Source organism: Citrobacter freundii complex sp. 2025EL-00176 (assembly GCF_053309355.1).
In genome coordinates this window covers 1,065,404-1,091,726 of record NZ_JBRYHT010000001.1, presented here as the reverse complement: position 1 = coordinate 1,091,726, position 26,323 = coordinate 1,065,404, and the positions used below count along the sequence as shown (strand labels likewise).

General features: G+C 50.8%; 28 protein-coding genes. 18 read left to right on the top strand and 10 right to left on the bottom strand.

The window, feature by feature from the left end; genetic code table 11:
* Positions 1–9 precede the first annotated feature (9 nt).
* Both ACVXHP_RS05360 and fabI read right to left on the bottom strand, forming a co-directional pair.
* The gene (locus ACVXHP_RS05360; protein ID WP_447571010.1) at positions 10–1,152 is read right to left on the bottom strand and encodes a CMD domain-containing protein; all 1,143 of its coding nucleotides are present in this window, start codon (positions 1,150–1,152) and stop codon (positions 10–12) included.
* 212 nt (positions 1,153–1,364) lie between these two features.
* Positions 1,365–2,153 (bottom strand): enoyl-ACP reductase FabI, encoded by a 789-nt coding sequence (fabI, locus tag ACVXHP_RS05355; RefSeq protein ID WP_447571009.1) that lies wholly within the window; start codon positions 2,151–2,153, stop codon positions 1,365–1,367.
* Positions 2,154–2,596: 443 nt separating this feature from the next.
* Here fabI and ACVXHP_RS05350 point away from each other — a divergent pair, with 443 nt between their 5' ends.
* Positions 2,597–3,286: an EAL domain-containing protein gene (locus ACVXHP_RS05350; protein WP_200006304.1), complete on the top strand. Its 690-nt coding sequence runs from the start codon at positions 2,597–2,599 to the stop codon at positions 3,284–3,286.
* Positions 3,287–3,326: 40 nt separating this feature from the next.
* Here ACVXHP_RS05350 and sapF read toward each other — a convergent pair whose 3' ends face one another.
* From sapF to ACVXHP_RS05320, 6 genes are all read right to left on the bottom strand, one after another.
* Positions 3,327–4,133, bottom strand: coding sequence for a peptide ABC transporter ATP-binding protein SapF (sapF, locus tag ACVXHP_RS05345; protein WP_165407697.1), 807 nt, complete (start codon positions 4,131–4,133; stop codon positions 3,327–3,329).
* 1 nt (position 4,134) lies between these two features.
* Positions 4,135–5,127, bottom strand: coding sequence for a peptide ABC transporter ATP-binding protein SapD (sapD, locus tag ACVXHP_RS05340; protein ID WP_003020556.1), 993 nt, complete (start codon positions 5,125–5,127; stop codon positions 4,135–4,137).
* On the bottom strand, positions 5,127–6,017 hold the full coding sequence (gene sapC, locus ACVXHP_RS05335; RefSeq protein ID WP_016156640.1) for a peptide ABC transporter permease SapC: 891 nt from the start codon (positions 6,015–6,017) through the stop codon (positions 5,127–5,129). Before sapC ends, sapD begins: the two co-directional genes overlap by 1 nt.
* A complete protein-coding gene (gene sapB / locus ACVXHP_RS05330) occupies positions 6,004–6,969 on the bottom strand; it encodes a peptide ABC transporter permease SapB (protein ID WP_447571008.1) in 966 nt (321 codons plus the stop codon). The genes sapC and sapB overlap by 14 nt, the downstream gene beginning before the upstream one ends.
* A complete protein-coding gene (gene sapA / locus ACVXHP_RS05325) occupies positions 6,966–8,609 on the bottom strand; it encodes an ABC transporter substrate-binding protein SapA (protein WP_004193272.1) in 1,644 nt (547 codons plus the stop codon). Before sapA ends, sapB begins: the two co-directional genes overlap by 4 nt.
* 300 nt (positions 8,610–8,909) lie before the next feature.
* Positions 8,910–9,302 carry a YdeI family stress tolerance OB fold protein gene (locus ACVXHP_RS05320; RefSeq protein ID WP_200006305.1) on the bottom strand — a complete coding sequence of 131 codons (393 nt, stop codon included), beginning with the start codon at positions 9,300–9,302 and terminating at the stop codon, positions 8,910–8,912.
* A gap of 131 nt (positions 9,303–9,433) precedes the next feature.
* Here ACVXHP_RS05320 and ACVXHP_RS05315 point away from each other — a divergent pair, with 131 nt between their 5' ends.
* The 4 genes from ACVXHP_RS05315 (at position 9,434) to ACVXHP_RS05300 (ending at position 12,003) form a co-directional block, all read left to right on the top strand.
* Positions 9,434–9,937: a hypothetical protein gene (locus tag ACVXHP_RS05315; RefSeq protein WP_447571007.1), complete on the top strand. Its 504-nt coding sequence runs from the start codon at positions 9,434–9,436 to the stop codon at positions 9,935–9,937.
* 9 nt (positions 9,938–9,946) lie between these two features.
* On the top strand, positions 9,947–10,393 hold the full coding sequence (locus tag ACVXHP_RS05310; RefSeq protein WP_304698994.1) for a DUF421 domain-containing protein: 447 nt from the start codon (positions 9,947–9,949) through the stop codon (positions 10,391–10,393).
* Positions 10,394–10,403: 10 nt separating this feature from the next.
* Positions 10,404–10,919 (top strand): 2-oxo-tetronate isomerase, encoded by a 516-nt coding sequence (locus tag ACVXHP_RS05305; RefSeq protein ID WP_447571006.1) that lies wholly within the window; start codon positions 10,404–10,406, stop codon positions 10,917–10,919.
* Positions 10,920–11,094: 175 nt separating this feature from the next.
* Positions 11,095–12,003, top strand: a complete 909-nt coding sequence (locus tag ACVXHP_RS05300; RefSeq protein WP_447571005.1) for an SDR family oxidoreductase — start codon at positions 11,095–11,097, stop codon at positions 12,001–12,003.
* A 95-nt stretch (positions 12,004–12,098) separates the two neighbouring features.
* On the opposite strand, the gene ACVXHP_RS05295 is transcribed toward ACVXHP_RS05300, so the two are convergent.
* Together ACVXHP_RS05295 and pspF are read right to left on the bottom strand one after the other, a co-directional pair.
* Positions 12,099–12,743 (bottom strand): quinolone resistance pentapeptide repeat protein QnrB65, encoded by a 645-nt coding sequence (locus ACVXHP_RS05295; RefSeq protein WP_063866241.1) that lies wholly within the window; start codon positions 12,741–12,743, stop codon positions 12,099–12,101.
* 82 nt (positions 12,744–12,825) lie between these two features.
* Positions 12,826–13,815 carry a phage shock protein operon transcriptional activator gene (gene pspF, locus ACVXHP_RS05290; RefSeq protein ID WP_200006308.1) on the bottom strand — a complete coding sequence of 330 codons (990 nt, stop codon included), beginning with the start codon at positions 13,813–13,815 and terminating at the stop codon, positions 12,826–12,828.
* A gap of 155 nt (positions 13,816–13,970) precedes the next feature.
* Between pspF and pspA the strand changes: the two genes are divergently transcribed.
* From pspA to pgmB, 13 genes are all read left to right on the top strand, one after another.
* The gene (pspA, locus tag ACVXHP_RS05285) at positions 13,971–14,639 is read left to right on the top strand and encodes a phage shock protein PspA (RefSeq protein ID WP_003020532.1); all 669 of its coding nucleotides are present in this window, start codon (positions 13,971–13,973) and stop codon (positions 14,637–14,639) included.
* A gap of 54 nt (positions 14,640–14,693) precedes the next feature.
* Positions 14,694–14,918, top strand: a complete 225-nt coding sequence (gene pspB, locus ACVXHP_RS05280; protein WP_004193245.1) for an envelope stress response membrane protein PspB — start codon at positions 14,694–14,696, stop codon at positions 14,916–14,918.
* Entirely contained in the window at positions 14,918–15,277 is a 360-nt protein-coding gene (gene pspC, locus ACVXHP_RS05275) for an envelope stress response membrane protein PspC (RefSeq protein ID WP_447571004.1), read from the top strand. The genes pspB and pspC overlap by 1 nt, the downstream gene beginning before the upstream one ends.
* A gap of 8 nt (positions 15,278–15,285) precedes the next feature.
* The gene (pspD, locus tag ACVXHP_RS05270; protein ID WP_200006310.1) at positions 15,286–15,516 is read left to right on the top strand and encodes a phage shock protein PspD; all 231 of its coding nucleotides are present in this window, start codon (positions 15,286–15,288) and stop codon (positions 15,514–15,516) included.
* A 191-nt stretch (positions 15,517–15,707) separates the two neighbouring features.
* Positions 15,708–17,390, top strand: coding sequence for a sugar phosphorylase (locus tag ACVXHP_RS05265; protein WP_447571003.1), 1,683 nt, complete (start codon positions 15,708–15,710; stop codon positions 17,388–17,390).
* A gap of 13 nt (positions 17,391–17,403) precedes the next feature.
* Positions 17,404–18,696, top strand: a complete 1,293-nt coding sequence (locus ACVXHP_RS05260) for an ABC transporter substrate-binding protein (RefSeq protein ID WP_200006312.1) — start codon at positions 17,404–17,406, stop codon at positions 18,694–18,696.
* Positions 18,697–18,716: 20 nt separating this feature from the next.
* A complete protein-coding gene (locus ACVXHP_RS05255) occupies positions 18,717–19,598 on the top strand; it encodes a carbohydrate ABC transporter permease (protein WP_038643191.1) in 882 nt (293 codons plus the stop codon).
* A complete protein-coding gene (locus tag ACVXHP_RS05250) occupies positions 19,585–20,427 on the top strand; it encodes a carbohydrate ABC transporter permease (protein ID WP_200006313.1) in 843 nt (280 codons plus the stop codon). Before ACVXHP_RS05255 ends, ACVXHP_RS05250 begins: the two co-directional genes overlap by 14 nt.
* 27 nt (positions 20,428–20,454) lie before the next feature.
* Complete coding sequence (locus ACVXHP_RS05245) at positions 20,455–21,507, top strand: zinc-dependent alcohol dehydrogenase (protein WP_304698975.1); 1,053 nt, start codon at positions 20,455–20,457, stop codon at positions 21,505–21,507.
* Positions 21,508–21,523: 16 nt separating this feature from the next.
* A complete protein-coding gene (locus ACVXHP_RS05240) occupies positions 21,524–22,312 on the top strand; it encodes a sugar phosphate isomerase/epimerase family protein (RefSeq protein ID WP_304698973.1) in 789 nt (262 codons plus the stop codon).
* 10 nt (positions 22,313–22,322) lie between these two features.
* On the top strand, positions 22,323–23,378 hold the full coding sequence (locus ACVXHP_RS05235) for a Gfo/Idh/MocA family protein (RefSeq protein WP_316128766.1): 1,056 nt from the start codon (positions 22,323–22,325) through the stop codon (positions 23,376–23,378).
* Positions 23,375–25,651, top strand: a complete 2,277-nt coding sequence (locus ACVXHP_RS05230) for a glycoside hydrolase family 65 protein (RefSeq protein ID WP_447571002.1) — start codon at positions 23,375–23,377, stop codon at positions 25,649–25,651. The genes ACVXHP_RS05235 and ACVXHP_RS05230 overlap by 4 nt, the downstream gene beginning before the upstream one ends.
* Positions 25,648–26,316, top strand: coding sequence for a beta-phosphoglucomutase (gene pgmB / locus ACVXHP_RS05225; protein WP_447571001.1), 669 nt, complete (start codon positions 25,648–25,650; stop codon positions 26,314–26,316). The genes ACVXHP_RS05230 and pgmB overlap by 4 nt, the downstream gene beginning before the upstream one ends.
* Positions 26,317–26,323: the final 7 nt, after the last annotated feature.

The window sequence follows — 26,323 nt, the reverse complement described above, 5'->3', positions numbered from 1 at the left end:
GTGGATCGGTTAATACGTCTCGCCCAGCGCGATTTTCAAGCGATTTAACCATCCGCATAATCCACTCCAGGCCAGCAGGTTAATCGCCTGTTCTGAAGAGATACCTTGATCGAACAACGGTGTTAACAGTGCGGCGCTAAAGCGGTCGGGCGCTCGGGTGAGCCATTGTACCGCCTGCAGGGTGACGCGCTCAACCGGATGTCGTTGTTCCCAGCGCTGCAATTCACGTTCGTCCTGACGAAGGACAGTGATGATGTCAGTTAATTCATGTGCGGTATACGCGTGTTCATTAAAGCAGGCCACGCTACCGTTGATGCGAGATGTCATCAGGGTCGTCAGAGAAAATGCCCGCGTCGGCATATCGCTGCGTTGTGTACTGAAAATCAGAGATCTGAGTAAATCTAATACGTCAGGTGAATGCGTTAACAAGGGGATCAGCGCGTGCAGTTCGTTGGGATAACCTGCTATCGATTCAACGTAGGCATGCTGTTTTTCGCGCGCTAAAGGCGCAGCGTGCCAGATTGAGTTTGTGGCGCTAAATGGCAAGGCGTGAGCGAATTGCTGTACATCCAGGCCCGTTATGCGACGCACCGGGTGGGCGCACCAGGCCTGAAGTAATGCAACTACCCGTGCCTGGAAGCCAACAAATCCGATGATTTGATTCATCAGTATGCTATCGCAGGTGGTCAGCCCGACCGCATCAAGGTGCTGACGATCGCGCTCGCTAATCACAGCAGGTGAGCTGGCGAGCTGGCGCGCATATTGGGTGATTTGCGCCAGTCGGTGATTACTTTCACGAGACGAATCAGGGCCCGGCAGCGGCGTTAAACGTGCGGCATAGTGATTACACAATCGCTGCACGCCATATACCTGAGCGACGGTCAGGGCGGTACTCATCCGTTCATAGGCGCTGAATGTATGCATCTGATCCCTGTCTACGTGAGCAGGGAAAAGAAGTTGGGCAAGTTTACGGGCAGGGGTTAACCAGGATTGAAAGGGTAAAAGTACGTCATCAGATATCGCCAGGTCCAGTAAAAAGCTGTCGTCAACATGAGCGGCCTCCGGCACCAGCGGCAGAACATCTTGCGGATACGTGCTGGATTGCGTCTCATGATACCAGTGGCTTTTGCCTACAATTCGGCGTTGTTCCATGGGCGTTCCTTGGTCTAAAAAGTGGCGACCCGGACACGTCGTCATACACCTACGCCGGATCGTTTGCGCTGCGATATCCTGACGTAAGCCGATGGGGGGATGAAAGATTGTTACGTGATAATAAATATCGGAAAAGTATATATGGCGCAGGGCAGTGGAGGAGGCGGTGAAAATCATGGGCGACGGCAGGCCGCCCACTGAAGACTAAACGATTATTTCAGATCCAGCTCGTTCATCGCTGCAATGCTGAAGCCACCATCAACGTGAACAACTTCACCAGAGATACCGGCAGACAGATCGGAGCACAGGAAGGCTGCGGAATTGCCCACATCTTCAATAGTCACGGTGCGGCGAATCGGCGTAACCGCTTCACAATGCGCCAGCATTTTACGGAAATCTTTAATGCCGGAAGCGGCAAGAGTGCGGATTGGACCTGCGGAGATGGCGTTCACTCGTACACCTTCAGGACCCATTGCGTTAGCCATGTAACGGACGTTTGCCTCCAGAGAAGCTTTCGCCAGACCCATCACGTTGTAGTTAGGGATCGCGCGCTCAGCGCCCAGGTAGGATAGCGTCAGGAGCGCAGAGCCAGGGTTCAGCATAGAGCGGCAAGCTTTTGCCATTGCAACGAAGCTGTAAGCACTGATGTCATGAGCAATTTTAAAACCTTCGCGGGTGACCGCATTCACATAGTCGCCATCCAACTGGTCAGCAGGCGCGAAACCGATGGAATGCACGAATCCGTCGAATGTCGGCCAGGACTGGCGCAGTTCAGCAAACATCGCATCAATACTGGCGTCTTCGGCCACATCACATTGTAGTACGATGCTGGACCCCAGTTGAGCGGCAAATTCTTCCACACGGCCTTTTAGTTTGTCGTTCTGGTAGGTGAACGCCAGCTCAGCGCCTTCGCGATGCATGGCCTGAGCGATTCCCCAGGCAATGGACAATTTACTGGCAAGACCCGTCACCAGAATACGCTTACCGGAAAGAAAACCCATAGCTTTAATCCTTATGGTCATTGCTTCTTCGTAGCAATCAATGCGTGATGATTGCCATCTCAAAAACGCACGAAATTGGTCTGAAATTATATCCTACTCTTTGTTCCTTTTAGAATGGTTATCACCCCTAAATGACCATTGCCATTCATTGCAAATGGCGGGGATATTACTTTCCCTGATTGCCCCTTGCCCGATCCGTATTGCATTGAAGACAATGAGAAAATACAAGGCTTTAAAGGCGCTAAAATGGTATTATTAAGGCGCTAGCTGATGTTAATAAACATAGCAAGGTAAGAAATTTCTTAAAACAAAAAATATGCATGTATTCAGCTTGTTATGATATATTGTTTTTATCGATCAATATTGATACATTGATCGATATTATTGATTGATTGTGATTAAAAGTGCATTATCAGGAAGTTATGATCAATTGGAGTGGTCTTATGCACTATCATTTCATCGCGGAACCGATGAGAGACACAACAAATAAGTTGCTGGGCGTGGAGATGATCGCTCGGTTTGCTGCAGATACGGTTCGCCCGTTGCATGCAGATTTCATCGTTTCAGCGTGGGATAGCGAACAAAAGCGTAATTTCATGCTCAAGCAAATTCAGCTAATTGCCGAAAAGCGTGATTGGTTTGAGAACAACAATCTGCTCTGTACCCTGCATCTCATTGATGAAATGGCGCTTCTGGCGATTGGTGATCCGGTCATCAAGTCGGCCCTACACGCAATGCCCTTTATTGCGCTGGAACTGTCAGAGCGTTTTCTGTCGAGTACGATTTGCCTGAATAATCTGCTGATTAATTCACTCTGTGACGGCCCAAACGCGCTATGGCTGGGCGATCTTGGCTCCGGTAACGTCGGGGCCAGTCCGCTGGTTTGCGGTCATTTTGACGTGGTTAAATTGGATCGTGGTTTCTTCCTTGAGCAGGTAGAAAAGCCGATGTTCCCGGTGCTTATCAAAAATATCCGGGAATATTGCGATCGCGTCGCGGTGGAGGGGGTGGAAACATCACAACTTATCGATGACGTCAGCGCCGCGGGTGTCTGGGCGATACAGGGGAGCGTTTTCCCGTCAGTCGCTTTTACCGAGGTTGAAACTCTGCTCTTACCCAGTGTTTGTCACTAATGACGCAATTGCCCTCCGGCTACGGAGGGCAGCGGTTTTGTTATCGATCCTGGCGCCAGGCGTCCGCGGTAAGCGCCTCGCCAAAATGCCCTGCAATCAGACGACGAGTCAGCTCATGCAGCGGGGAGGCCAGAACATCTGCGGTACTGCCGCGCTCAACAACTTCCCCCTGATGCATGACTAATACCTGATCGCTAATGTGCTTCATCATGCCGATATGTTGAGTCACATAGATATATGAAATCCCCTGTTTTTCCTGTAATTCCAGCATCAAATTGATGAGCTGCGAACGCATCGACATGTCGAGAGAGGCAAGGGCTTCGTCGGCGATAATCACTTTAGGTCGCAAAATGAGCGCGCGGGCAAGCCCCAGACGCTGTTTTTGCCCCGGAGCTAACATATGCGGGTAATAGCTCACATGGTCAGGCAGCAGGCCAACCATGCGCATCGTTTCAATAATCTGTTTGCGACGCTGTTCAGGTTCCAGGTCGGTGTTCAGACGCAGCGGGAAATCGAGGATCTGTGAAATACGCTGACGAGGGTTAAGCGATGTTGACGGATCCTGAAAAATCATGCGGATCCGCTGACTACGGAATGAGTAATCACCATACTTTAGCGGGTGATCGTCAATCAGCAGTTCGCCGCTGGTGGGTTCAATCATGCCAGCTAACATCTTTGCCAGCGTGGACTTACCGGAACCATTCTCGCCAATGACGGCGAGCGTCTGACGTTCGCGCAGGGTAAAGCTGAGTGGCTTGACGGCCTCAACGGTCTGGCGGCGAAATAAACCCGTCCGGTAGCGAAAGGTTTTGCTCAGATTGCGAACTTCGAGCAGGGTTTCTACCATCTCACTCTCTCTCCATGTTCAGCGGGAAATGACAGGCGTAGAGATGATTCTTTGCTCCGGTCAGTCGTGGGGTTTCAATACATTCGCGCTGAGCATAAGGGCAGCGCGGCCCCAGACGGCAGCCGATGGGTAATTGTTCCAGCAATGGAATCGCTCCTGGCATGGTATTCAGACGACTTTTATGCGGCATTGCGCTACCAAAATCAGGAATGGCGCGGATCAACGCCTGCGTATAAGGATGATGTGGAATCGTCACCAGATCTTTACTGGGCGCGGTTTCCACCGTTTGTCCGCAGTACATTACGTTGATTTTGTCTGCCCACTGGCTGAGCATTTGCAGGTCATGGCTGATCAACAAAATAGTGGTATTGCTGTTTTGGTTCAGCCGCGTTAGCAGGCGAAATATTTGCGCCTGGGTCGTTGGCTCCATCGCGTTCGTCGGCTCATCGGCAATCAGCAAGCGCGGCTGATTGGCCAGCGCGATAGCGATCATTACCTTCTGACACTCGCCGTCGGTCAGTTCATACGGGAAGCTGCGCATGGCATCTTTATGGTCTTTTATCCCGACACGGTGCAAAAGCTCAATCGCCCGGCGTTTGCGCCAGCCGATGCGCTGCCACCAGCGGCCCTTGTAGGTCCAGGCTGGAATATTTTGCATCAACTGTCGTCCAATACGCTCGGACGGATCAAGACACGATTGCGGTTCCTGAAAGATCATGGAAACGTTATGACCGACCAGCTTGCGTCGTTCACGCGCGGAAAGGCGCAGGAGATCGATATCATCAAAGCGCATACGGTCAGCGGTTACACGCCAGTTATCTTTAGCGACGCCGCAAATGGCCTTGGCGATCAGGCTTTTGCCGGACCCGGACTCGCCGACCAGTCCGCGAATTTCACCCTCATTGAGGGTCATGCTGACCCGGTCAACCGCTTTTACCCAGTCGTCACCGGTTCTGAATTCAATAGTCAGGTTACGGATATCGAGTAATGGCATTATTCCACCCCCGCAATAATTGCGCGGCGTACGCCATCACCCAGCAGGTTAACCAGCAGCACGCTTATCATGATTGCCGCGCCTGGCAGCATCACTGTCCACGGTGCGACATAAATCAGCTCCAGCGCATCGCCGAGCATGGCTCCCCATTCCGGTGACGGCAACTGTGCGCCCAGGTCGAGAAAACCCAGCGCGGCGATATCCAGAATCGCCATCGACAGCGCACGGGTGATTTCAGTGATAAGCCCGGCGGTAATATTGGGCAGAACGGCGAACCACAGGATATTGAGCGTGGTTGCGCCATCAAGGCGAGCGGCAATGACATACTCTTTTTCCAGCTCGTCATGCACCATGCTGTAGACGGAGCGAACCATCCGCGGCAGCAGCGCCAGCCAGACGGCAAACATCGCGTGCGTCAGATGCGGGCCGGCAAAGGCCACCACAATAATCGCCAGCAACAGTGAAGGGATCGACAGTAGGGTGTCCAGAATGTGATTCAGCACCGCGGAGCGCAAACCGTGTGTTGCCCCGGCAACCACGCCAAGCAATAAGCCACACAACGTGGCGGCAAGGGTGACGACAAACGCACCGCCCACGGTCGGGGCCGCACCGCTAAGCAGGCGGCTTAAAACATCACGCCCCAGGTCATCAGTCCCGAGGAAGAAAGAGACTTCGCCATAGCGCGACCATGACGGCGGTAAAAGCTGGTAGCCGAGAAACTGCTGGTCGATGCCATAAGGCGCGAACCAACCACCAAAAATACACAGAATTGCCAGTCCAGCACAGCCATACAGGCCGATCATTGCGGTTGCATCGCCGTAAAAATTGCGCCATGCGGTGCGCAGCGTACCAGGCGGGCGCTTTTCGCTGTAGACGCTATCGTAAGGCATACCATTCCTTATGTTTCAGAGGGTTAGCCATAGCACCCAAAATATCAGAGATCACGTTAACAATGATAACCAGTGAACCTATTACCATCACACCCGCCGAAATCGCCGCGTAATCCTGCTGGCGAATCGCGTTAATCAGCCAACGGCCAAGACCTGGCCAGCTAAAGACCATCTCGGTGATCATCGCCAGCGTCAGCATGGTGGAAAACTGTAACCCCAGGCGCGGGATAACCGGTGGGAGGGCGTTGTGCAGTACGTGACGGCGTAAAATCGTTAACCGTGACAGACCACGAGTCGCCGCCGCTTTGACATAATTTTGATCAAAGACCTCAATAGTGCTGATACGCATCAGACGAATAACTTCCGTCGTCGGTGCCACGGAGAGCGTTAACACCGGGAGCACCATATGGCGGATCGCACTGACCAGCATTTCGTCGCGCCAGGGCGAGTCGGCGATCCAGGCGTCAATAATGGCAAACCCGGTAACGGGCTTAACTTCGTAGAGCAGATCAAAACGCCCCGAAACGGGCAGCCAGCCGAGAGTCAGTGAGAAGAGCAACGTCAGCAGCAGCGCCAGCCAAAAAACCGGAATAGAAAAGCCCATCAAAGCCAATGCGCTGATGCAACGATCCTGCCATTTATTACGTGTAATGCCCGCCAACATGCCTATGGGGATCCCGACCATCAGTGCAAAACCAAAGGCCAGAGTGCACAGTTCCATTGTCGCCGGGAAAACCTCTTTCAGTTGTTCTGAGATCAACTGACCGTTAATACTGGACACCCCAAAATCCCAGTGAATCAGGCCATTGAACCAGAATACCCAGGCGTTCCACAGTGATGCGCCCTGTAACGGCGCATGGGGGGTGAAATAACTCAGACTGAAGCCAATAAAGGTCAGGAAGAACAAAGTGACCAGCAATAATAAAAATCGACGTAGGGTGAAGATAATCATGGTTTTTTCACCTCGTCAGCCTTTTCCCTGGAAACCCCGGCAAAAGAAGCGTTGCCGAACGGGCTGAGCACCAGCCCTTTGATATCATAGCGGTAAGCCTGCAAACGGAGCGAAGAGGCCAGTGGCAGGATCGGCAACTCGCGCGCGAGAATATTTTGCGCTTCGTCGTAGGCATCAATTCGCGAGGAGAGTTGTTGCGAAGAGAGAGCTTTGCGCAAAATGCTGTCAAATTCCGGATTGCACCAGTGGGCAAAATTGGTCTGCGAGTTAATGGCGGCACAGCTAAGCATCGGTCGGAAAAAGCTGTCAGGATCGTTACTGTCAGTTGCCCAACCGGACAACGTCAGATCATGGTTCATATCCATTAATCGCGCCTCCTGAAAACGACCTTCTACCGGGATGATCTTCACTTTCACACCCACCTGAGCCATATCAGCCTGAATCAGCTCTGCGGTTTTCAGCGGACTGGGGTTCCAGGCCTGAGAGCTGGTGGGTACCCAAAGTTGTAACGTCAGGTTTTCCAGCCCCAGCGCTTTTAACTGCTCGCGCGATTTTGCCGGGTTGTACTCGGTAATTTTAGCTTCGTTGTCATAAGCCCACGAGGCGCGAGGCAAAATAGATGCCGCGGTTTCCGCCGTACCGTAGTAAATAGATTGCATTAACCGTTGGTTGTTAATGGCCAGCGCTAGCGCATGTCGTACGGCGGGGTTGTTCAACGGCGGTTTATCCGTGTTGAACGCCAGATAGGCGATATTCATCCCCGGACGCAGCGTCAGACGCAGCCGCGGGTCATCACGCAATATGCTGAGCTGGCTGGCAGCCGGCCAGGCCAGGACGTCGCACTCGCCGGTCAGTAATTTCGATAAACGTCCGGTTCCGCCAGAGCCGAGATCCACCACGACCTGCGGCATCAAGGGGGTACCACGCCAGAATTTTTCATGCCGTTGTAGGCGAATATATTGGCCTGCACGATTTTCTGAAAGTTGGTACGGGCCTGTGCCGACGGGTTGTCTGTCGAGTAATTCCTGGCGATCCTGTTTTGCTAATTTGGCGGCATATTCGGCCGACATCACAGAGGCATAATGTGTGGCAAGGTGCCATAAGAAGGAGGCGTCGGGTTGATTTAAGCGAAACTCAACGGTGTTGTTGTCCAGCTTGCGCACGCTTTGGACGTTATCGGCGAACTGCAGGCTGTCAAAATAAGGAAAACTGCTGCCATTGACATTGTGCCACGGATGCTGGCGATCAAAGATGCGCTCGAAGGTAAATACCACATCGTCCGCATTCAGTTTGCGGGTCGGGGTGAACCAGGCTGTCTTTTGAAACGGAACATCGCGACGTAAATGGAAGCGGTAGGTTGCGCCGTTATCTAATACTTCCCAGCTTTCAGCCAGTTCTGGCACCAGGCGATAGGTATAGGGATCGACATCTAGCAGTCGGTCATACAATTGGGCCGCTAATGTGTCTACGATGAGACCGCTGCTTGCTTTTTGTGGATTGAACGTATTGACCTGCCCGCTAACGCAATAGACAAAGCCACTGTCACGAATATCAGCGTACGAGGCCTGCTCAGGCGCAGCTGCAGCCTGACCACTCAGAAATCCAGCCATCACGATCAGAGATGATAAAACCAGGCGCATAATTTTAAAGGGTTATATATAAAGAAGCTATCTTACTAATACTTAATGACATTTGCCATTACCGTTTGTTTTTGGGGCAGTGGGGTTGATAACCGCGAATTCGACATCGCGAGTTGGTCAAAATTCATACCCGCTATCCACTTTGCATATACTCTAGTAGCTATCTTAGCATTTTCATGGCCCCTCTGACTCGCTTAAACGCTGGATTTGCTGCCAGAGAGATTATGTGAGGTGTCTGACGGGGAAAATGAATCTGGTGTGTGAGAGGCGGGAAGAGTGAAATTCTTCCCGGCTGAGGCATTACTTCTGGATTTTATTAACGCGCACCACCGGCGGTTGCATTTTAGCGTCAAGGCTACCGTTAATCCTGATCATTTGATCGGGTTTTACCGTTCGGCCATCAAAGACGGCAAGCGGGATTAACGTATTGATACTGCCGGTTTTGTCACGAAAGATAAACTTATCTCCTCCTTGATCCTCAATGAGATTACCTCGTAAAGAGATGGTCGCACCGTCATGCATGGTTTTAGCTTGTTCGACGGTCATGATTCTTGCATCTTCAGTGCCGCGATACCCTTCATCCAGTGCGTGCGCAGGTGGCGGGGCGGTATCTTTTTTCAACCCGCCATTATCATCGGCAAACGCTGATGGCAATAAAAAACAGAACAGTAAGGGGGCGAACGATATTTTCATAGAGCCTCCATTAAAATTGATTTGACTTATTAAGTCTGGTAGCTATTTATTAATCTGGCGAGTGGGATAAGTCTCAAATGATAATTTTTCAATAAAACAAAGGATTGGTGTGATATAAGCGAGGCGGTGAAATGAATAGAGAGAAAGCCCATTTGCAAGGAGTGAAAGAGAGTCAGCGTTTTCTGAATTTTGAATCAGGCTTTCACAAGATTGGTTTTATCTGTTTGCTCTGCATTGTTTTACTTGCTTCCGCGGGAGCGTTTTCCGGCGGATATTTAAGTGAGGTGACGAGAAAAAACACCTTAAAGACAACAGGGTTACAGTACGAAAGATTTGGGCGCTTGCAAACGGAATTTAAATTTAAAATCTCTGTACAAAAGTATGATTCTGTGAACAAGACGTTGCGCATTGGCGGCGATTTCAACAAATTTTATGAAATGGAAAATATTTGGCCGCAGCCAGACAGCATGTACAGCAAGGGGAACGATCTTTACCTCGTCTACAATGATTCTGAAGCAATGCAGAACTTTACTATCTGGCTGCGGGTTACGCCCGTGAAGCCAGGAAGCGTAAAGAGTTTTCTCCAGCTAAATGGCGAACCTGAAATCCGCTTCAGACAATTTATTTATCCCTAGGAGGTGAGTATGGAGATGGTCTTCCGGGCATCAGCCATTTACCTTATTTTGTTGGTGGTTTTCAAAATAGCAGGTCGCCGGGCATTATTACAAATGACCAGCTTCGATCTGATTTTATTACTGATTATCAGTGAAGCAACTCAACAAGCCTTGTTGGGTAATGATTTTTCGATAACCGGCGCCATGATCACGATTGTCACTCTGGTTACTATTGATATTCTGTTCGGTTTCATTAAAAAAAAGGTGGGTGGGGCCGAATCCGTGCTGGATGGTTCCCCGGTTATCCTGCTTGATCACGGGATCCCTTTATTAGATAAAATGAAGAAAGTGGATGTCTCTCTTGACGATATATTAGTCGCTGCGCGACAAAATCAGGGGATTACCGAATCAAGTAAAATCAAGTATGCCATTCTGGAACGCAACGGACATATTTCTGTCATTCCTGAAGAGAATTAGCGAGGCGGTAATGAATACGGAGTACAATGACGCAAAAACAGTCAATGAACTGACGAAACGGCTTGCAAACACGCTCATTGATAGCGATTTAACGTTGACCACCGCAGAATCCTGTACAGGAGGAAAGCTGGCCGCCGCGCTTTGCGCACAGGCGGATACCGCAGAATTTTATGATATCGGCGTTATAACCTTTAGCGATCGCGCCAAGCAGAAAATGCTCGGCGTGCGGGCCAGTACGTTGGAAAAATATAGCGCCGTTAGTGAGCAAACGGTCAGTGAGATGTCTGTAGGGATACGTGAGCAAGCCGAAACCGACATCAGTATAGCCATCAGCGGATATGCAGGGCCGGAGGGCGGGGAGGATGGTACCCCCGCAGGAACCGTGTGGTTTGCGTGGAATTTCCGCGGACAGATAATAACAAAACGTGAGTGTTTTTCCGGGGATTGCCAGGACGTCATTGAAAAGGCGGTACGTTTTAGCCTGGCGGTATTGATTGAAGAAGTGTCAGCCTGGAAGAACAAATAAATAAACCAGGACTTATCCTAGGAAATATTTCAACGCTATGTGAAGTTATCATCGTGAGAGCCAGGTTAATATTAGGAAAAATTAAGTGGTGGGTAAATTATAAAGATCATGTCATTCATTTTGTTCTACGCTTATTAGTCTTTGCGATGAATGATGACTCACGAGAGGTGATTGAATGACTGACCTAAATAAGGGAAAACAGACCACCAATAAAACTAATTCAGAGCGTTTTCCGCAGCCGCCTTTTCCACATCAAAAACAACCTTTTCCGGGGCTCGCCGGAAAAATGCAACCGCGCCCCGATCATGGCGAACAAAGCTATCAGGGAAGCGGCAGGTTAAATGGTCGCAAGGTATTAATTACCGGTGGTGATTCAGGTATTGGGCGTGCTGTTGCCATTGCCTATGCCCGCGAAGGCGCCGATGTCGCGATTAATTATTTACCTGAAGAAGAGGACGATGCGCGTGAGGTTGTTGAGTTGATAAAAAAAGCTGGGAGAAAAGTTGCGGCGATTCCCGGCGATATTCGTGACGAAACTTTTTGTAACCATCTGGTAAAACAGGCGGTAGACGCGCTGGGAGGGTTGGATATCCTGGTGAATAACGCAGGCCGTCAGCAATTTTGTGAATCGATCGAAGAACTCACCACAGAAGAATTTGATGCGACATTCAAGACTAATGTCTACGCCATGTTTTGGATCACCAAAGCGGCTGTTCCCCATTTCTCTCGAGACAGCGTGATTATTAACACCTCATCGGTACAGGCTTATGAGCCGAGTGAGATCCTGCTTGATTATGCTCAGACCAAGGCGGCGATAGTGGCATTTACTAAATCGCTGGCGAAGCAACTGGCCCCTAAAGGGATCCGTGTAAATGCTGTCGCGCCTGGGCCGTACTGGACGGTATTGCAGTGCTGCGGCGGCCAACCACAGGAAAAAATTGAGAAATTTGGTGCCAATGCGCCACTTGGTCGCCCTGGCCAACCGGTAGAAATTGCCCCGCTGTATGTCACTTTAGCGGCTGAAGAGAACAGCTATACATCCGGTCAGGTATGGTGTTCTGACGGGGGGACCGGAACCCTCTGACGTTTATGCACCCGAAGTCGAAACGTCTGAGGGGGAAAGCCAGCCCGGACAATATTGTATAAGGGCAGGGGGCGGCATATACCGCTCCCTGAACATTAACCCATGACAGCGATACCAAGACGTTCCAGGAGCAACGATGCCTGGTAGCTGTCCAGTTTGACGCCTTGCAAATCAACCCCCCGGATATCTAAATCGCCCAGTTCCGAATTGGTCAAATCACAGTGCGTAACGTTTGCTGCTCGCCAGTCGAAGGATGAAAACTCGCCGCCAGAGAGGTCTGATCCACTGAACGTTGCGCCCAGCACCTGAGTACCCATCCAGCGGTTTTCCCACAGCTCGCACTTTTCCAGTACGACTTTAGAAAAGTTGGCGTAGCTTAAGTTGGTATTGGTGATATAAGCGCTACAAAACCAGGTGCGGGTGGTGATCATATTCATAAAGCTTGCGCCGCGAAAATCTGCCCCTTGTGCCCGACAGTGGCGAATTTCGATTCCCAGCGCATTGATATTTCTGAAATCCGCCATGGAGAGATCACAACTTTTGAAAATGGCATCCTTCAGGTTAGCGCGACTAAAATTACACCCTTTCTGGCTTTCTCGATCATAAAACTGGCAGCCAATAAATTCAGTGCCGCTAAGGTCGGCGCCCGAAAAATCACAGTTGAAAAATGTGCTATTTTCGACTTTTTCACCGGTGAACCTGTTTCTGTCAATTTTTTCGCCAACTAACGCCAGAGTCATCATGATTAACCTGTTTTTTTATACAGTAATTGCAACATGGTAAACTGTTTTGACCCTCGCGTCCAACGTCTGCCCCTGCACGCTAAATTTGGTGTTTCTTCAGTAATGCGCGGAGTTGATGGTAGGTCAGACCTAATAATTCAGCGGCTTTTTTCTGGTTAAATTTCGCCTGCTGTAAGCTGGTTTGCAAAAATTCCTTCTCCTGCTGCTGTTGGAATTCACGCAGATCCAGCGGTAGGGTTACTGATGTATGTCTGGTTTCTTGCGCCAGCGGCGGTGCGGCGTGACGCCTGAACGGGTCAATCACAATCTCATTCAGTGGGTAATCGCTGGTCCCGTGTCGGTATACCGAACGCTCCACGACGTTTTTCAGTTCACGAATATTGCCCGGCCAACGGTAGTGGAGGAGCGTTTCTTTGGCCTCAGCGGTGAACCCTGGAAACAACGGTAACCCGATCTCACGGCACATCTGAATGGCAAAATGTTCAGCCATTAACATGATATCGCTTTGACGTTCACGTAACGGGGGAAGTTGCACCACGTCAAAGGCCAGACGATCCAGCAGGTCGGCGCGGAACGTGCCTTCACTCACCATGCGTGGCAGGTCGGCATTTGTTGCGCAAACCAGTCGTACGTTGACCTGCAGAGGTTGGCTACCGCCTACGCGTTCCAGTTCTCCGTACTCAATAACGCGCAGCAGTTTTTCCTGTACCAGCATCGGGGCGGTCGCCAGTTCATCAAGAAACAGCGTGCCGCCATCGGCGCGTTCGAACCGACCTGGGTGACGTTTCTGCGCGCCGGTAAAGGCGCCCGCTTCGTGCCCAAAGAGTTCGGAATCAAGTAAATTTTCGTTGAGTGCGGCGCAGTTAAGTGAAATAAACGGGCCTTGCCAACGGGTAGAGAGGTAGTGCAGGCGGTTGGCGATAAGCTCTTTCCCTGTTCCTCGTTCCCCAATGACCAGCACAGGTTTATCCAGCGGCGCGAGATGAGAAACCTGCTCCAGCACTTCAATAAAGCTGTTCGCTTCGCCCAGCAGATTATCTTTGTATCCTACCATGATGAAATTCACCATTTGTTAGTGTTATTCACCAATTTACCCTATTTATCCCGGCAGGTAAAATTAGTTATTTTCATATATTTCAATGAATTAAAAAGTTGGCATGCGAAGTGCATTAGAACAGCAGCAGGGCATTGCCCGATATCAGAACAGTAAGTGAGGGTTACATTATGGGTATTTTTTCTCGTTTTGCCGACATCGTGAACGCCAACATTAATGCGTTGCTGGAAAAGGCTGAAGATCCGCAGAAGCTGGTGCGGTTGATGATCCAGGAAATGGAAGACACGCTGGTTGAGGTGCGCTCCAACTCCGCACGCGCGCTGGCAGAAAAGAAACAGTTATCGCGTCGTATTGAACAGGCCAGCGCCCAACAGGCCGAGTGGCAGGAAAAAGCAGAGCTGGCGCTGCGTAAAGAAAAAGAAGATTTGGCGCGTTCTGCGTTAATCGAAAAGCAGAAACTGACTGATCTGATTGCCTCGCTGGAGCATGAGGTGACGCTGGTTGACGATACGCTGGCGCGTATGAAAAAAGAGATCGGTGAACTGGAAAACAAACTTAGTGAAACCCGTGCTCGTCAGCAGGCATTGATGCTGCGCCATCAGGCGGCGAGCTCTTCCCGTGATGTTCGTCGTCAACTGGACAGCGGCAAACTGGATGAAGCGATGGCTCGCTTTGAATCTTTTGAGCGCCGTATCGATCAAATGGAAGCTGAAGCTGAAAGCCATAACTTCGGTAAGCAGAAGTCTTTGGATCAGCAATTTGCTGACCTGAAAGCAGATGATGAAATCAGCGAGCAGTTGGCGCAATTGAAAGCCAAAATGCAGCAAGACAAGCAATAATAATATCTGGCGGTGCCCGAACGCGCCGCCGCTCATCACCTGTAAGGAGTACTCATGAGCGCGCTATTTCTGGCCATCCCGTTAACCATCTTTGTACTGTTCGTCTTACCGATTTGGCTCTGGCTGCATTACAGCAATCGTTCCAGTCGAGGCGAGCTGGCGCAAAGTGAACAACAGCGTCTGGTAGAACTTAACCAGGACGCACAGCGGATGCGTGAGCGCATTCAAGCGCTGGAAGACATCCTTGATGCTGAACATCCAAACTGGAGGGACCGCTAATGGGGGGCGTTAATCTGAATAAAAAACTGTGGCGTATACCACAGCAGGGCATGGTGAAAGGGGTTTGCGCGGGTATTGCGCATTATCTCGATGTTCCTGTGAAACTGGTGCGGATCCTGGTGGTGCTGTCCATCTTTTTTGGTCTGGCCTTTTTCACCTTTGTCGCCTACATCGTACTGACGTTTGTGTTGGATCCGATGCCGGACAACGTGGTTTCCGGAGAACAGCAGCCATCAAGCAGTGAGCTGTTGGATGCTGTCGATCGTGAGCTGGCTGCAAGTGAAAAGCGTTTGCGTGAGATGGAGCGTTATGTAACGTCTGATACTTTTACATTACGCAGCCGCTTCCGCCAATTGTGAGGTTAGAAATGAATAATCGCTGGCAACGTGCCGGGCAAAGGGTTAAGCCGGGCTTTAAAATAGCAGGTAAGCTGGTGCTACTGACTGCGCTGCGCTATGGCCCAGCAGGGGTAGCAGGGTGGGCGGTGAAGTCCGTGGCCCGACGTCCGCTAAAAATGTTGCTGGCGTTAGTACTGGAACCTCTGTTGAGCCGGGCAGCGACAAAACTGTCGAAACGCTATTCAGGTAATCAACCCTGATATCCGAAACAACAAAAGCAAGCAACAATTAGTCAACATTCCCTCAGTTAATTTGCGGCAGCTCACAAATACGATTTTTTGGCTGCCAAAATTCTTTTATAACCCCCCTCCAGGCCACCTCAGCTGATTGACAGCTTATTTCCGGCAGAGTAGTCTCTTGCGTCATGGGACCGCTACCACGAGAAATGAAGGTGAACCAAAAAATCAAAAAATGTCTGAGTGAAGTCTATGGCGACACATTTTCTTCACTTCACTATGAAGCGCTGGTTGCGCGTCTGGAAAAATCACAAAGATTAATTAAAAAAAGCCGTAAAGCGCATTGGGATGAGGGCGATGTCGTTCTGATCACTTACGCCGATCAATTTTACGCGGAAGATAAAAAACCGCTGCCAACGTTTAATCAGTTTTATAATGAATGGCTTAAGTCGATATTTTCTCATGTACACCTGTTGCCATTTTATCCGTGGTCATCGGATGATGGTTTTTCAGTAATTAATTACTATCAGGTTGCCGAAGAAACCGGTGACTGGAATGATATTAAGCAACTAAGTGAATCCAGTCGACTGATGTTTGATTTTGTTTGTAACCATATGTCAGCGAAAAGCGAATGGTTTAATAACTATCTGCAACAGGTTGACGGTTATGAAGATTTCTTTATTGCGATGGATCCTGATACGGACCTGAGCAACGTCACGCGACCGCGCGCATTACCGTTACTGACTCCGTTTACGCTGAAAGATAATACTGTGCGTCATCTCTGGACGACGTTCAGTGACGACCAGATCGATCTCAACTATGCCAATCCATTAGTATTACTGGCGATGGTCGATGTACTGCTGAGTTACCTGGAGCAGGGCGCTGATTATGTCCGCCTGGATGCGGTTGGTTTTATGTGGAAAGAGCCAGGGACAACCTGTATTCACCTGGAAAAAACGCATCAGCTTATCAAATTGTTCCGCGCTATTGCTGACTGCGCGGCACCTGGTACAGCGATCATTACAGAAACGAACGTTCCGCATAAGGATAACATTTCCTATTACGGTAATGGCCGCGATGAGGCTCACATGGTGTACCAGTTCTCGCTGCCGCCGCTGGTGCTGCATGCGGTACAACGCCAGGATACAACGATATTGTGTCAGTGGGCGCAATCACTGGAACTGCCATCGACTGAGACCACATGGTTTAATTTCCTCGCATCACATGACGGAATTGGCCTCAACCCGCTACGGGGCCTGTTACCTGAAGATGAAATCATGCGACTGGTGATGGAATTACAACAGGAAGGCGCACTGGTTAACTGGAAGAATAATCCTGATGGTAGTCGCAGCCCGTATGAAATTAACGTAACGTATATGGATGCGTTAACGCCGGGTAATAGCAGTGATGCTGAAAGATTTTCCCGTTTTATACTTGCTCATGCCATTTTGCTGAGTTTTCCTGGCGTACCAGCGATTTATATTCAAAGTATCCTCGGATCGCGCAATGACTATAAAGGCGTGGAGACATTGGGTTATAACCGGGCGATTAACCGTAAAAAATATCATATCAGACAAGTAGAAACGGAACTGGCCGATGAAACCTGTTTGCGGCACGCCATTTACCATGAGTTATCCCGATTGATTGTTATACGACGTAATAACAAAGCATTCCATCCTGATAGTGATTTTAAAATTAATAGTGTTACACCGACCGTTATGCAAATTAAGCGTACGGCAGAGACAGGCGAAGAAATTACCGGTTTATTTAATATCAGCGCTCAGACACAAACCATTAATATTGATATTGAAAATGGATTTGATCTGATTAGCGAAGAAAGTATTTCGGGTAAGGAATTAACGTTACACGCCTGGCAGGTTATGTGGGTTAAGAAATAAAAAGGAACATTTCATGCTTAAAGCTAAAATTGTGCTGATTTCAGCACTGGTGTCCTGCGCCCTGGTGTCCGGGTGTAAGGATGATAAAAAATCCTCTGTCGCGATTGAATTTATGCACTCTTCTGTAGAACAGGAGCGGCAGGCGGTTATTGCCAAACTGATTGAGCGCTTTGAAAAAGAGAACCCCGGTATCAGCGTCAAACAGGTTCCTGTTGAAGAGGATGCTTACAACACCAAAGTGATTACCCTCGCGCGTAGCGGTTCACTTCCGGAAGTTATTGAAACCAGCCATGACTACGCGAAAGTCATGGACAAAGAATCGCTTATCGATCGTAAAGCGGTGGCGCAGGTCATTAACGGTGTGGGTGAAGGCGCGTTTTATGATGGCGTACTGCGTATTGTACGCACCGAAGATGGCTCTGCATGGACCGGGGTTCCGGTCAGCGCCTGGATTGGCGGGGTCTGGTATCGCAAAGATGTACTGGCAAAAGCTGGCCTTGAAGAACCGAAAGACTGGCAGCAATTGCTCGACGTGGCGCAGAAGCTAAATGATCCTGCCAGCAAAAAATATGGTATTGCGCTCCCTACGGCGGAAAGCGTATTGACCGAACAGTCCTTCTCCCAGTTCGCGCTTTCTAACCAGGCTAACGTTTTCGATGCGCAGGGAAAGATCACCCTTGATACGCCAGAGATGGCGCAGGCACTGGAATACTATCGCTCGCTTGCGGCAAACACGATGCCGGGATCTAACGACATCATGGAGGTCAAAGACGCTTTCATGAACGGCACTGCACCAATGGCTATTTATTCCACCTATATCCTCCCGGCGGTGATTAAGGAGGGGGATCCTCAAAATGTTGGCTTTATGGTTCCGACGGAAAAAACCTCTGCCGTATATGGCATGTTGACGTCGCTGACCATAACAGCTGGTCAAAAAACCGAAGAGACAGAAGCCGCAGAAAAATTTGTCACCTTTATGGAGCAGGCCGACAACATTGCTGACTGGGTAATGATGTCCCCAGGCGCCGCGCTCCCGGTTAATAAAGCGGTGGTGAACACCGCAACGTGGAAAGATAACGCCGTCATTAAAGCACTGGGTGAATTACCCAATCAGCTGATTGCTGAACTGCCGAATATTCAGGTCTTTGGCGCAGTCGGCGATAAGAACTTTACCCGCATGGGCGACGTTACGGGTTCCGGCGTCATAAGCACCATGGTGCACAACGTCACGGTAGGAAAAGCCGACCTTTCAACGACGATGAAGGCAAGCCAGACCAAACTGGATGACCTTGTTGAACAGCGCTAATGGGGAAATGGAAAGCCGTGATGAATAAGTTCTTTTCAGGTCGATCGGATATGCCATTTGCCATGCTGCTGCTGGCGCCCAGCTTGCTCTTGCTGGGTGGTTTAGTCGCGTGGCCGATGATATCTAACATCGAAATCAGCTTTATGCGTCTGCCGCTTAATCCGCAAATTGAGTCAACATTTGTCGGCCTGAGTAACTATATCCGTATCTTAACTGATCCCGGGTTCTGGCATTCGCTGTGGATGACGGTCTGGTATACCGCGCTGGTTGTTGCCGGGAGCACGGTGCTGGGGCTGGGAGTGGCGATGTTTTTTAACCGTGAGTTTCGTCTGCGGAAAACGGCGCGCTCACTGGTGATCCTCTCTTACGTAACGCCATCTATTTCGCTGGTGTTTGCCTGGAAATATATGTTCAACAACGGCTACGGCATTGTGAACTATCTCGGCGTGGATCTGCTGCATCTGTACGATCAGGCGCCGTTATGGTTCGACAATCCCGGCAGTAGCTTCGCACTGGTTGTGCTGTTCGCCATCTGGCGCTACTTCCCGTATGCCTTTATCTCGTTTCTGGCGATTTTACAGACTATTGATAAATCGCTGTATGAGGCGGCGGAAATGGATGGTGCTAACGCCTGGCAACGGTTTCGTATCGTCACACTGCCAGCGATCATGCCGGTGCTGGCGACCGTAGTCACGCTGCGTACGATTTGGATGTTCTATATGTTCGCCGATGTTTATCTGCTGACCACTAAAGTCGATATTCTCGGGGTCTATCTCTATAAAACAGCGTTTGCATTTAATGACTTAGGCAAAGCGGCCGCGATATCTGTCGTCCTCTTCGTCATCATCTTCGCTGTTATCCTGCTGACCAGAAAACGGGTGAACCTCAATGGCAACAAATAAACGCACGCTTGGCCGCATCGGCTTTTACTGTGGATTAATTGTCTTCCTGGGCATCACGTTATTTCCGTTTTTTGTGATGCTAATGACCTCATTTAAAAGCGCAAAAGAGGCGATCTCGCTGCATCCCACGCTGTTACCTCAGCAATGGACGCTGGAACATTACATCGACATTTTTAACCCGATGATTTTCCCGTTTGTTGACTACTTCCGTAATAGCCTGGTGGTATCGGTGACGTCATCGGTGGTGGCGGTGTTTCTCGGCATCCTCGGAGCGTACGCGCTTTCCCGTCTGCGTTTTAAGGGGCGAATGACCATCAATGCCAGCTTTTACACGGTGTACATGTTTTCGGGGATTTTGCTGGTGGTGCCACTTTTCAAAATCATTACGGCCCTCGGCATTTATGACACCGAAATGGCGTTGATTATCACCATGGTGACACAAACGCTGCCGACAGCCGTTTTCATGCTGAAAAGCTACTTCGACACCATTCCGGATGAGATAGAAGAGGCCGCGATGATGGATGGATTGAATCGTCTGCAAATTATCTTTCGCATCACCGTGCCGTTGGCAATGTCTGGTCTGGTTTCGGTCTTTGTGTACTGCTTTATGGTTGCGTGGAATGACTATCTGTTTGCCTCGATTTTCCTCTCCAGCGCCAGCAATTTTACCTTACCGGTCGGTCTGAACGCGCTGTTCAGTACGCCTGACTATATCTGGGGACGCATGATGGCCGCATCGTTAGTCACCGCATTGCCGGTGGTCATTATGTATGCGCTTTCTGAACGTTTTATTAAGAGTGGTTTGACCGCAGGCGGCGTGAAAGGCTAAGCGGCCAGTTTAATTAAGGAGTTGTAAATGAAGAAGTTAGTTGCCACCGAACCGCGTGTTGCAGCGCTGGTGGAATATGAAGACAGAGCAGTTTCCGCCAATGAAGTGAAAGTCCGCGTACGTTTTGGTGCACCAAAACATGGCACCGAAGTAGTCGATTTCCGCGCTGCCAGTCCGTTTATTGATGAAGATTTTAACGGCGAATGGCAAATGTTTATGCCGCGTCCGGAAGGGGCACCGCGCGGAATTGAGTTCGGTAAGTTCCAGCTTGGCAACATGGTGGTGGGCGATGTCATTGAGTGTGGTAGCGATGTGACCGATTACGCTGTCGGCGACTCGGTCTGCGGCTACGGCCCACTGGCAGAAACGGTGATCTTTAATGCCGTGAACAACTACAAACTGCGCAAAATGCCAGAAGGTAGTTCGTGGAAAAATGCCGTGTGCTATGACCCCGCACAGTTCGCCATGAGCGGTGTGCGCGATGCCAATGTGCGCGTCGGCGACTTTGTGGTCATCGTCGGGTTAGGGGCAATTGGTCAGATCGCCGTGCAACTGGCTAAGAAAGCGGGAGCGTCAGTAGTTATTGGCGTGGATCCGATTACCCATCGTTGTGATATCGCGCGTCGCCATGGCGCTGATTTCTGTCTGAATCCGATTGGCACCGATGTGGGCATGGAAATCAAAAAGCTGACCGGCAAACAGGGCGCGGATGTGATCATCGAAACCAGCGGCTATGCGGATGCGCTGCAATCGGCGTTACGCGGTCTGGCCTACGGTGGCACCATCTCCTATGTCGCCTTCGCAAAACCTTTTGCTGAAGGGTTTAACCTGGGCCGTGAAGCGCACTTCAACAACGCCAAAATAGTCTTCTCCCGTGCCTGCAGTGAACCAAATCCAGATTATCCGCGCTGGAGCCGCAAGCGCATTGAGGAGACCTGCTGGGAACTGTTGATGAACGGTTATCTGAACTGTGAAGAGCTTATCGACCCGGTAGTCACCTTCGCCAGCAGCCCGGAAAGCTATATGCAGTATGTCGATCGCCATCCGGAAAAGAGCATCAAAATGGGCGTGACGTTTTAATTAAGGAATACAGAAAATGAAAATTGGCACACAGAATCAGGCTTTTTTCCCGGAAAATATTCTCGAGAAATTCCGTTACATCAAAGAGATGGGTTTTGACGGTTATGAAATTGACGGCAAATTGCTGGTCAACAATCTTGAGGAAGTGAAAGCGGCGATCAAAGAAACGGGCCTGCCTGTTACCACCGCCTGCGGGGGTTATGACGGTTGGATCGGTGATTTTATCGAAGAACGTCGTTTGAATGGTTTACAGCAGATTACTCGCATTCTCGAAGCGCTGTCCGAAGTCGGCGGGCAAGGCATTATTGTCCCTGCCGCCTGGGGCATGTTTACCTTCCGCCTACCGCCGATGACCTCTCCGCGGAGCCTGGAAGGCGATCGTAAAGCCGTCAGTGATTCATTGATTTATCTCGATAAAGTTGCCGAGCGTACGGGGACAGTAGTGTATCTCGAGCCGCTCAACCGCTATCAGGATCATATGATCAACACCCTGGCGGATGCTCGCCGCTATATCGTGGAAAACAACCTGAAGCATGTGCAAATCATTGGTGATTTTTACCATATGAATATCGAAGAAGACGATATGGCACAGGCGCTGCATGACAATCGCGATCTACTTGGACACGTGCATATTGCGGATAACCATCGTTATCAGCCGGGGAGCGGTACACTGAATTTCTCTGCGCTGTTTGACCAACTGCGTGAAGATAATTATCAGGGCTATGTAGTGTATGAAGGGCGCGTACGGGCGGAGAACCTGCCGGAAGCATACCGTCAGTCGCTGGCCTGGCTGCGTACCTGCTAAGAGGATTTCCGTGAAAAGTGCACTGACAAGCGCTCCGCTACGTGTCGCCATTATCGGCGCCGGGCAGGTAGCGGATAAAGTTCATGCTTCGTACTACTGCACCCGCAACGATCTGGAACTGGTGGCTGTCTGTGACAGCCGCCTGTCACAGGCGCAGGGGCTGGCAGAGAAATACGGTAATCCGCAGGTTTGGGACGATCCTCAGACGATGTTACGTGAGGCGAAGCCAGATATCGTCAGCATCTGTTCACCCAATCGTTTTCATTACGAACACACCATGTTGGCGCTGAACGCAGGCTGTCATGTGATGTGCGAGAAGCCTCCGGCAATGACGCCAGACGAGGCGCTGGAGATGTGTCAAACGGCGCGGCGTATGGGTAAGGTACTGGCTTATGATTTTCATCATCGTTTCGCACTGGATACCCAGTTGCTTCGCGAACAAGTGATGAGCGGTGTGCTGGGTGAAATCTATGTCACTAATGTCCGCGCCTTGCGCCGCTGCGGCGTACCTGGCTGGGGTGTTTTTACCAACAAGGAACTGCAGGGCGGCGGGCCGCTGATTGATATCGGTATCCATATGCTTGATGCCGCTATGTATGTGTTGGGCTTCCCGGCGGTAAAGCGCGTTAACGCGCACAGCTATCAACGTATTGGTACGCGTAAGCACAGCGGCCAGTTTGGGGAATGGGATCCCGCGACGTACACCGTTGAAGATTCTTTATTTGGCACGATCGAATTTCATAACGGCGGGATCCTGCGTCTTGAGACCTCTTTCGCGCTGAATATTCCTGAACAATCGATCATGAACGTCAATTTTTGTGGCGATCTTGCGGGAGCGACCCTATTTCCGGCGCAGGTCTATACCGATCGTGACGGAACGCTGGACGTGCTGTTCCAGCGCGAAATAGCCGATGACAATCGTCACTTTCGCAGCATGGAGTCTTTCGTGAATCATGTTCAGGGCGAGCCTGTCGCTATTGCGGACGCAGAGCAGGGCGTCGTTATCCAACAACTGGTTGCCGCACTGTATCAATCGGCTGAAACAGGAACATATGTAGACTTATGACGAAGCCAGTAATGCTAAACGAACCGGCTTTTTGCCCACACAGCCTGAATAAATATGCGTCACTCATGACGACCGGCAACGGTTATATGGGGATTCGCGCCAGCCACGAAGAAGCTTACACCTTACAGACTCGCGGCATGTATCTTGCGGGTCTGTATCACCGGGCAGGGAAAGGCGAAATTAATGAACTGGTTAATCTGCCGGATGTGGTGGGCGTGGAGATTACGCTTAATGGCGAGATTTTCTCGCTAACCAGCGGCGTTATTGAGAGCTGGCATCGTGAGCTGGATTTTACCAGCGGTGAATTACGCCGTGCCCTGGTCTGGCGAGCGCCTGGCGGCGCACGTTTCACCATTGAGAGTCGGCGGTTTGTCTCGGCGCAAAAACTGCCGCTGTTTGCTATGGAAGTTGCCGTTACCCCACTGGATGGTGATGCCTGCATTGGCATCTCAAGCGGGATTGATGCCACGATCACCAATCATGGGCGTCAGCATCTGGATGAAACGCAGGTCCGGGTATTTGGTCAGCATCTGCTGCAAGGTATTTACACCACCCAGGACAATCGCAATGATATCGCGATCACGACGTTTTGCGACGTAGACGGTGCGGCGCAACGCTGCTTCACCGCGAAAGAGCGTCGGTTGTTACAACACAATAGCGTGCAGGCGAAAACCGGACAGCGCGTTACGCTGACGAAAATTAGCTGGATCGACTGGGCGAGCGAACGCAGCCTGTCGCTGGAAACCTGGGGACGCCAGTCGCTGCGCAGTTTGGAAGCGTGTGCCCAGCAGGGATACGACGCGCTGCTGGCGGAATCGACCGCCAACTGGCATGCCTGGTGGCAAAGCCATCGCGTTCAGGTCACCAGTAGTGATATGAGCGATCAGCGAGCGCTGGATTATGCGCTCTATCATCTGCGTGTAATGACGCCAGACCACGATGAGCGCAGCAGTATTGCGGCGAAAGGTCTGACCGGAGAAGGGTATAAAGGCCACGTTTTCTGGGATACCGAGGTCTTTCTGTTACCGTTCCATCTCTTCACCGAGCCGAAAACCGCAAGAAGTTTATTGCGTTACCGTTGGCATAATTTGTCGGGCGCGCGTGAGAAAGCCCGCCGCAACGGTTGGCAGGGGGCGCTGTTTCCCTGGGAGAGCGCGCGCAGCGGTGAGGAGGAGACGCCTGAATTCGCGGCGATCAACATCCGTACCGGACTGCGGCAGAAAGTGGCCTCCGCCCAGGCTGAGCATCATCTCGTGGCGGATATTGCCTGGGCGGTGATCAATTACTGGCATGCCACCGGGGATATGAATTTTATGTCCCGTGAAGGTATAACGCTGCTTCTGGAAACAGCGAAGTTCTGGATCAGCAGAGCCGTCATGGTTAATGACCGTTTAGAGATCCACGATGTTATTGGCCCGGATGAATACACCGAGCATGTGAACAACAATGCCTTCACCAACTACATGGCTTGGTACAACGTGGAACAGGCGCTGGATTTTGCGCGTCGGCTGGGCTGTAGCGATGAGACCTTTATTCATCGTGCGGAGCATTTTTTACGCCATCTCTGGCGTCCGGAAGCGTTGTCCGATGGTGTGTTACCTCAGGATGACACCTTCCTGAGCAAACCGGTTATCGATCTGTCCCGCTACAAAGCGAAAGCGGGCAAGCAGACGATTTTGCTCGATTATTCCCGTGCAGAGGTCAATGAGATGCAAATTCTCAAACAGGCCGATGTGGTGATGCTGACCTACATGCTGCCGGAGCAATTCAACCCGCAAACCTGTCTGGCGAACCTGCGCTTTTACGAGCCGCGCACCATTCATGACTCGTCTTTAAGTAAGGCTATCCATGGGATTGTGGCTGCGCGTTGCGGCGATTCAGAGCAGGGGTATCGCTTCTGGCGGGAAGGATCGCTTATCGATCTCGGAGACGATCCACATAGCTGTGATGACGGCATTCACGCAGCGGCGACGGGGGCCATCTGGCTGGGCGCAATCCAGGGATTTGCCGGCGTGAATGTACGCCATGGAGCGTTACATCTTGCCCCTGCATTACCTGATCATTGGCAAACGCTGTCTTTCCCACTGCGTTGGCAGGGCGTTGATATGCAGGTGACTATCAACAAAGCTGAAATCCGAATTAGCAGCACTGAGTGTATTACCCTGTGGGTTAATGGCGAAAAGATCGCCGTCCAGGGGGAGTCAACGATTACCTATGACGGTGTTATTACGTCCGTTTATGGGACCGCTACCAAAAAAAGGGACGATGAATGATACTCAAACCACAGGCCATCATTTTTGATTTGGATGGCGTGATTACCGATACCGCGCATCTCCATTTTCTGGCGTGGCGGCAGGTCGCTGACGAAATAGGGATTGCGATCGACGAAGCATTTAATGACAGCCTGAAAGGGATTAGTCGCGGCGAATCACTGCAGCGTATTTTGCATCACGGCGGGAAGGCGGGGGAATTTACTCCCGAGACTTGCGCACAATTGGCTGAGAGAAAAAATCGTCTGTACGTCCATTCTTTGCGCCAGTTAACGGTTAACTCGGTATTACCGGGAATTCGCGAGCTGTTAATGACGTTACGGGAAGAGCGGATTCCGGTGGGGCTGGCCTCCGTGTCGCTCAATGCGCCCACTATTTTACAGGCGCTTGATCTTAGCGCTTGTTTTGACTTTTGTGCGGATGCGGCGCTGATTACCCATTCGAAACCGGATCCGGAGATATTTCTGGCGGCCTGTGCGGGGCTTGGCGTTGACCCGCAGCAGTGCATTGGCATAGAAGATGCTCAAGCGGGCGTTGATGCGATTAACGCCTGCGGCATGCTCTCCGTTGGCATCGGTACGGGGCTGAACGGGGCAAACTTGCAACTTCCTTCAACCGAATTTCTGACGTGGCCGTGCTTATCGGCTTTCTGGCAACACGACAAGTAAAGGATTC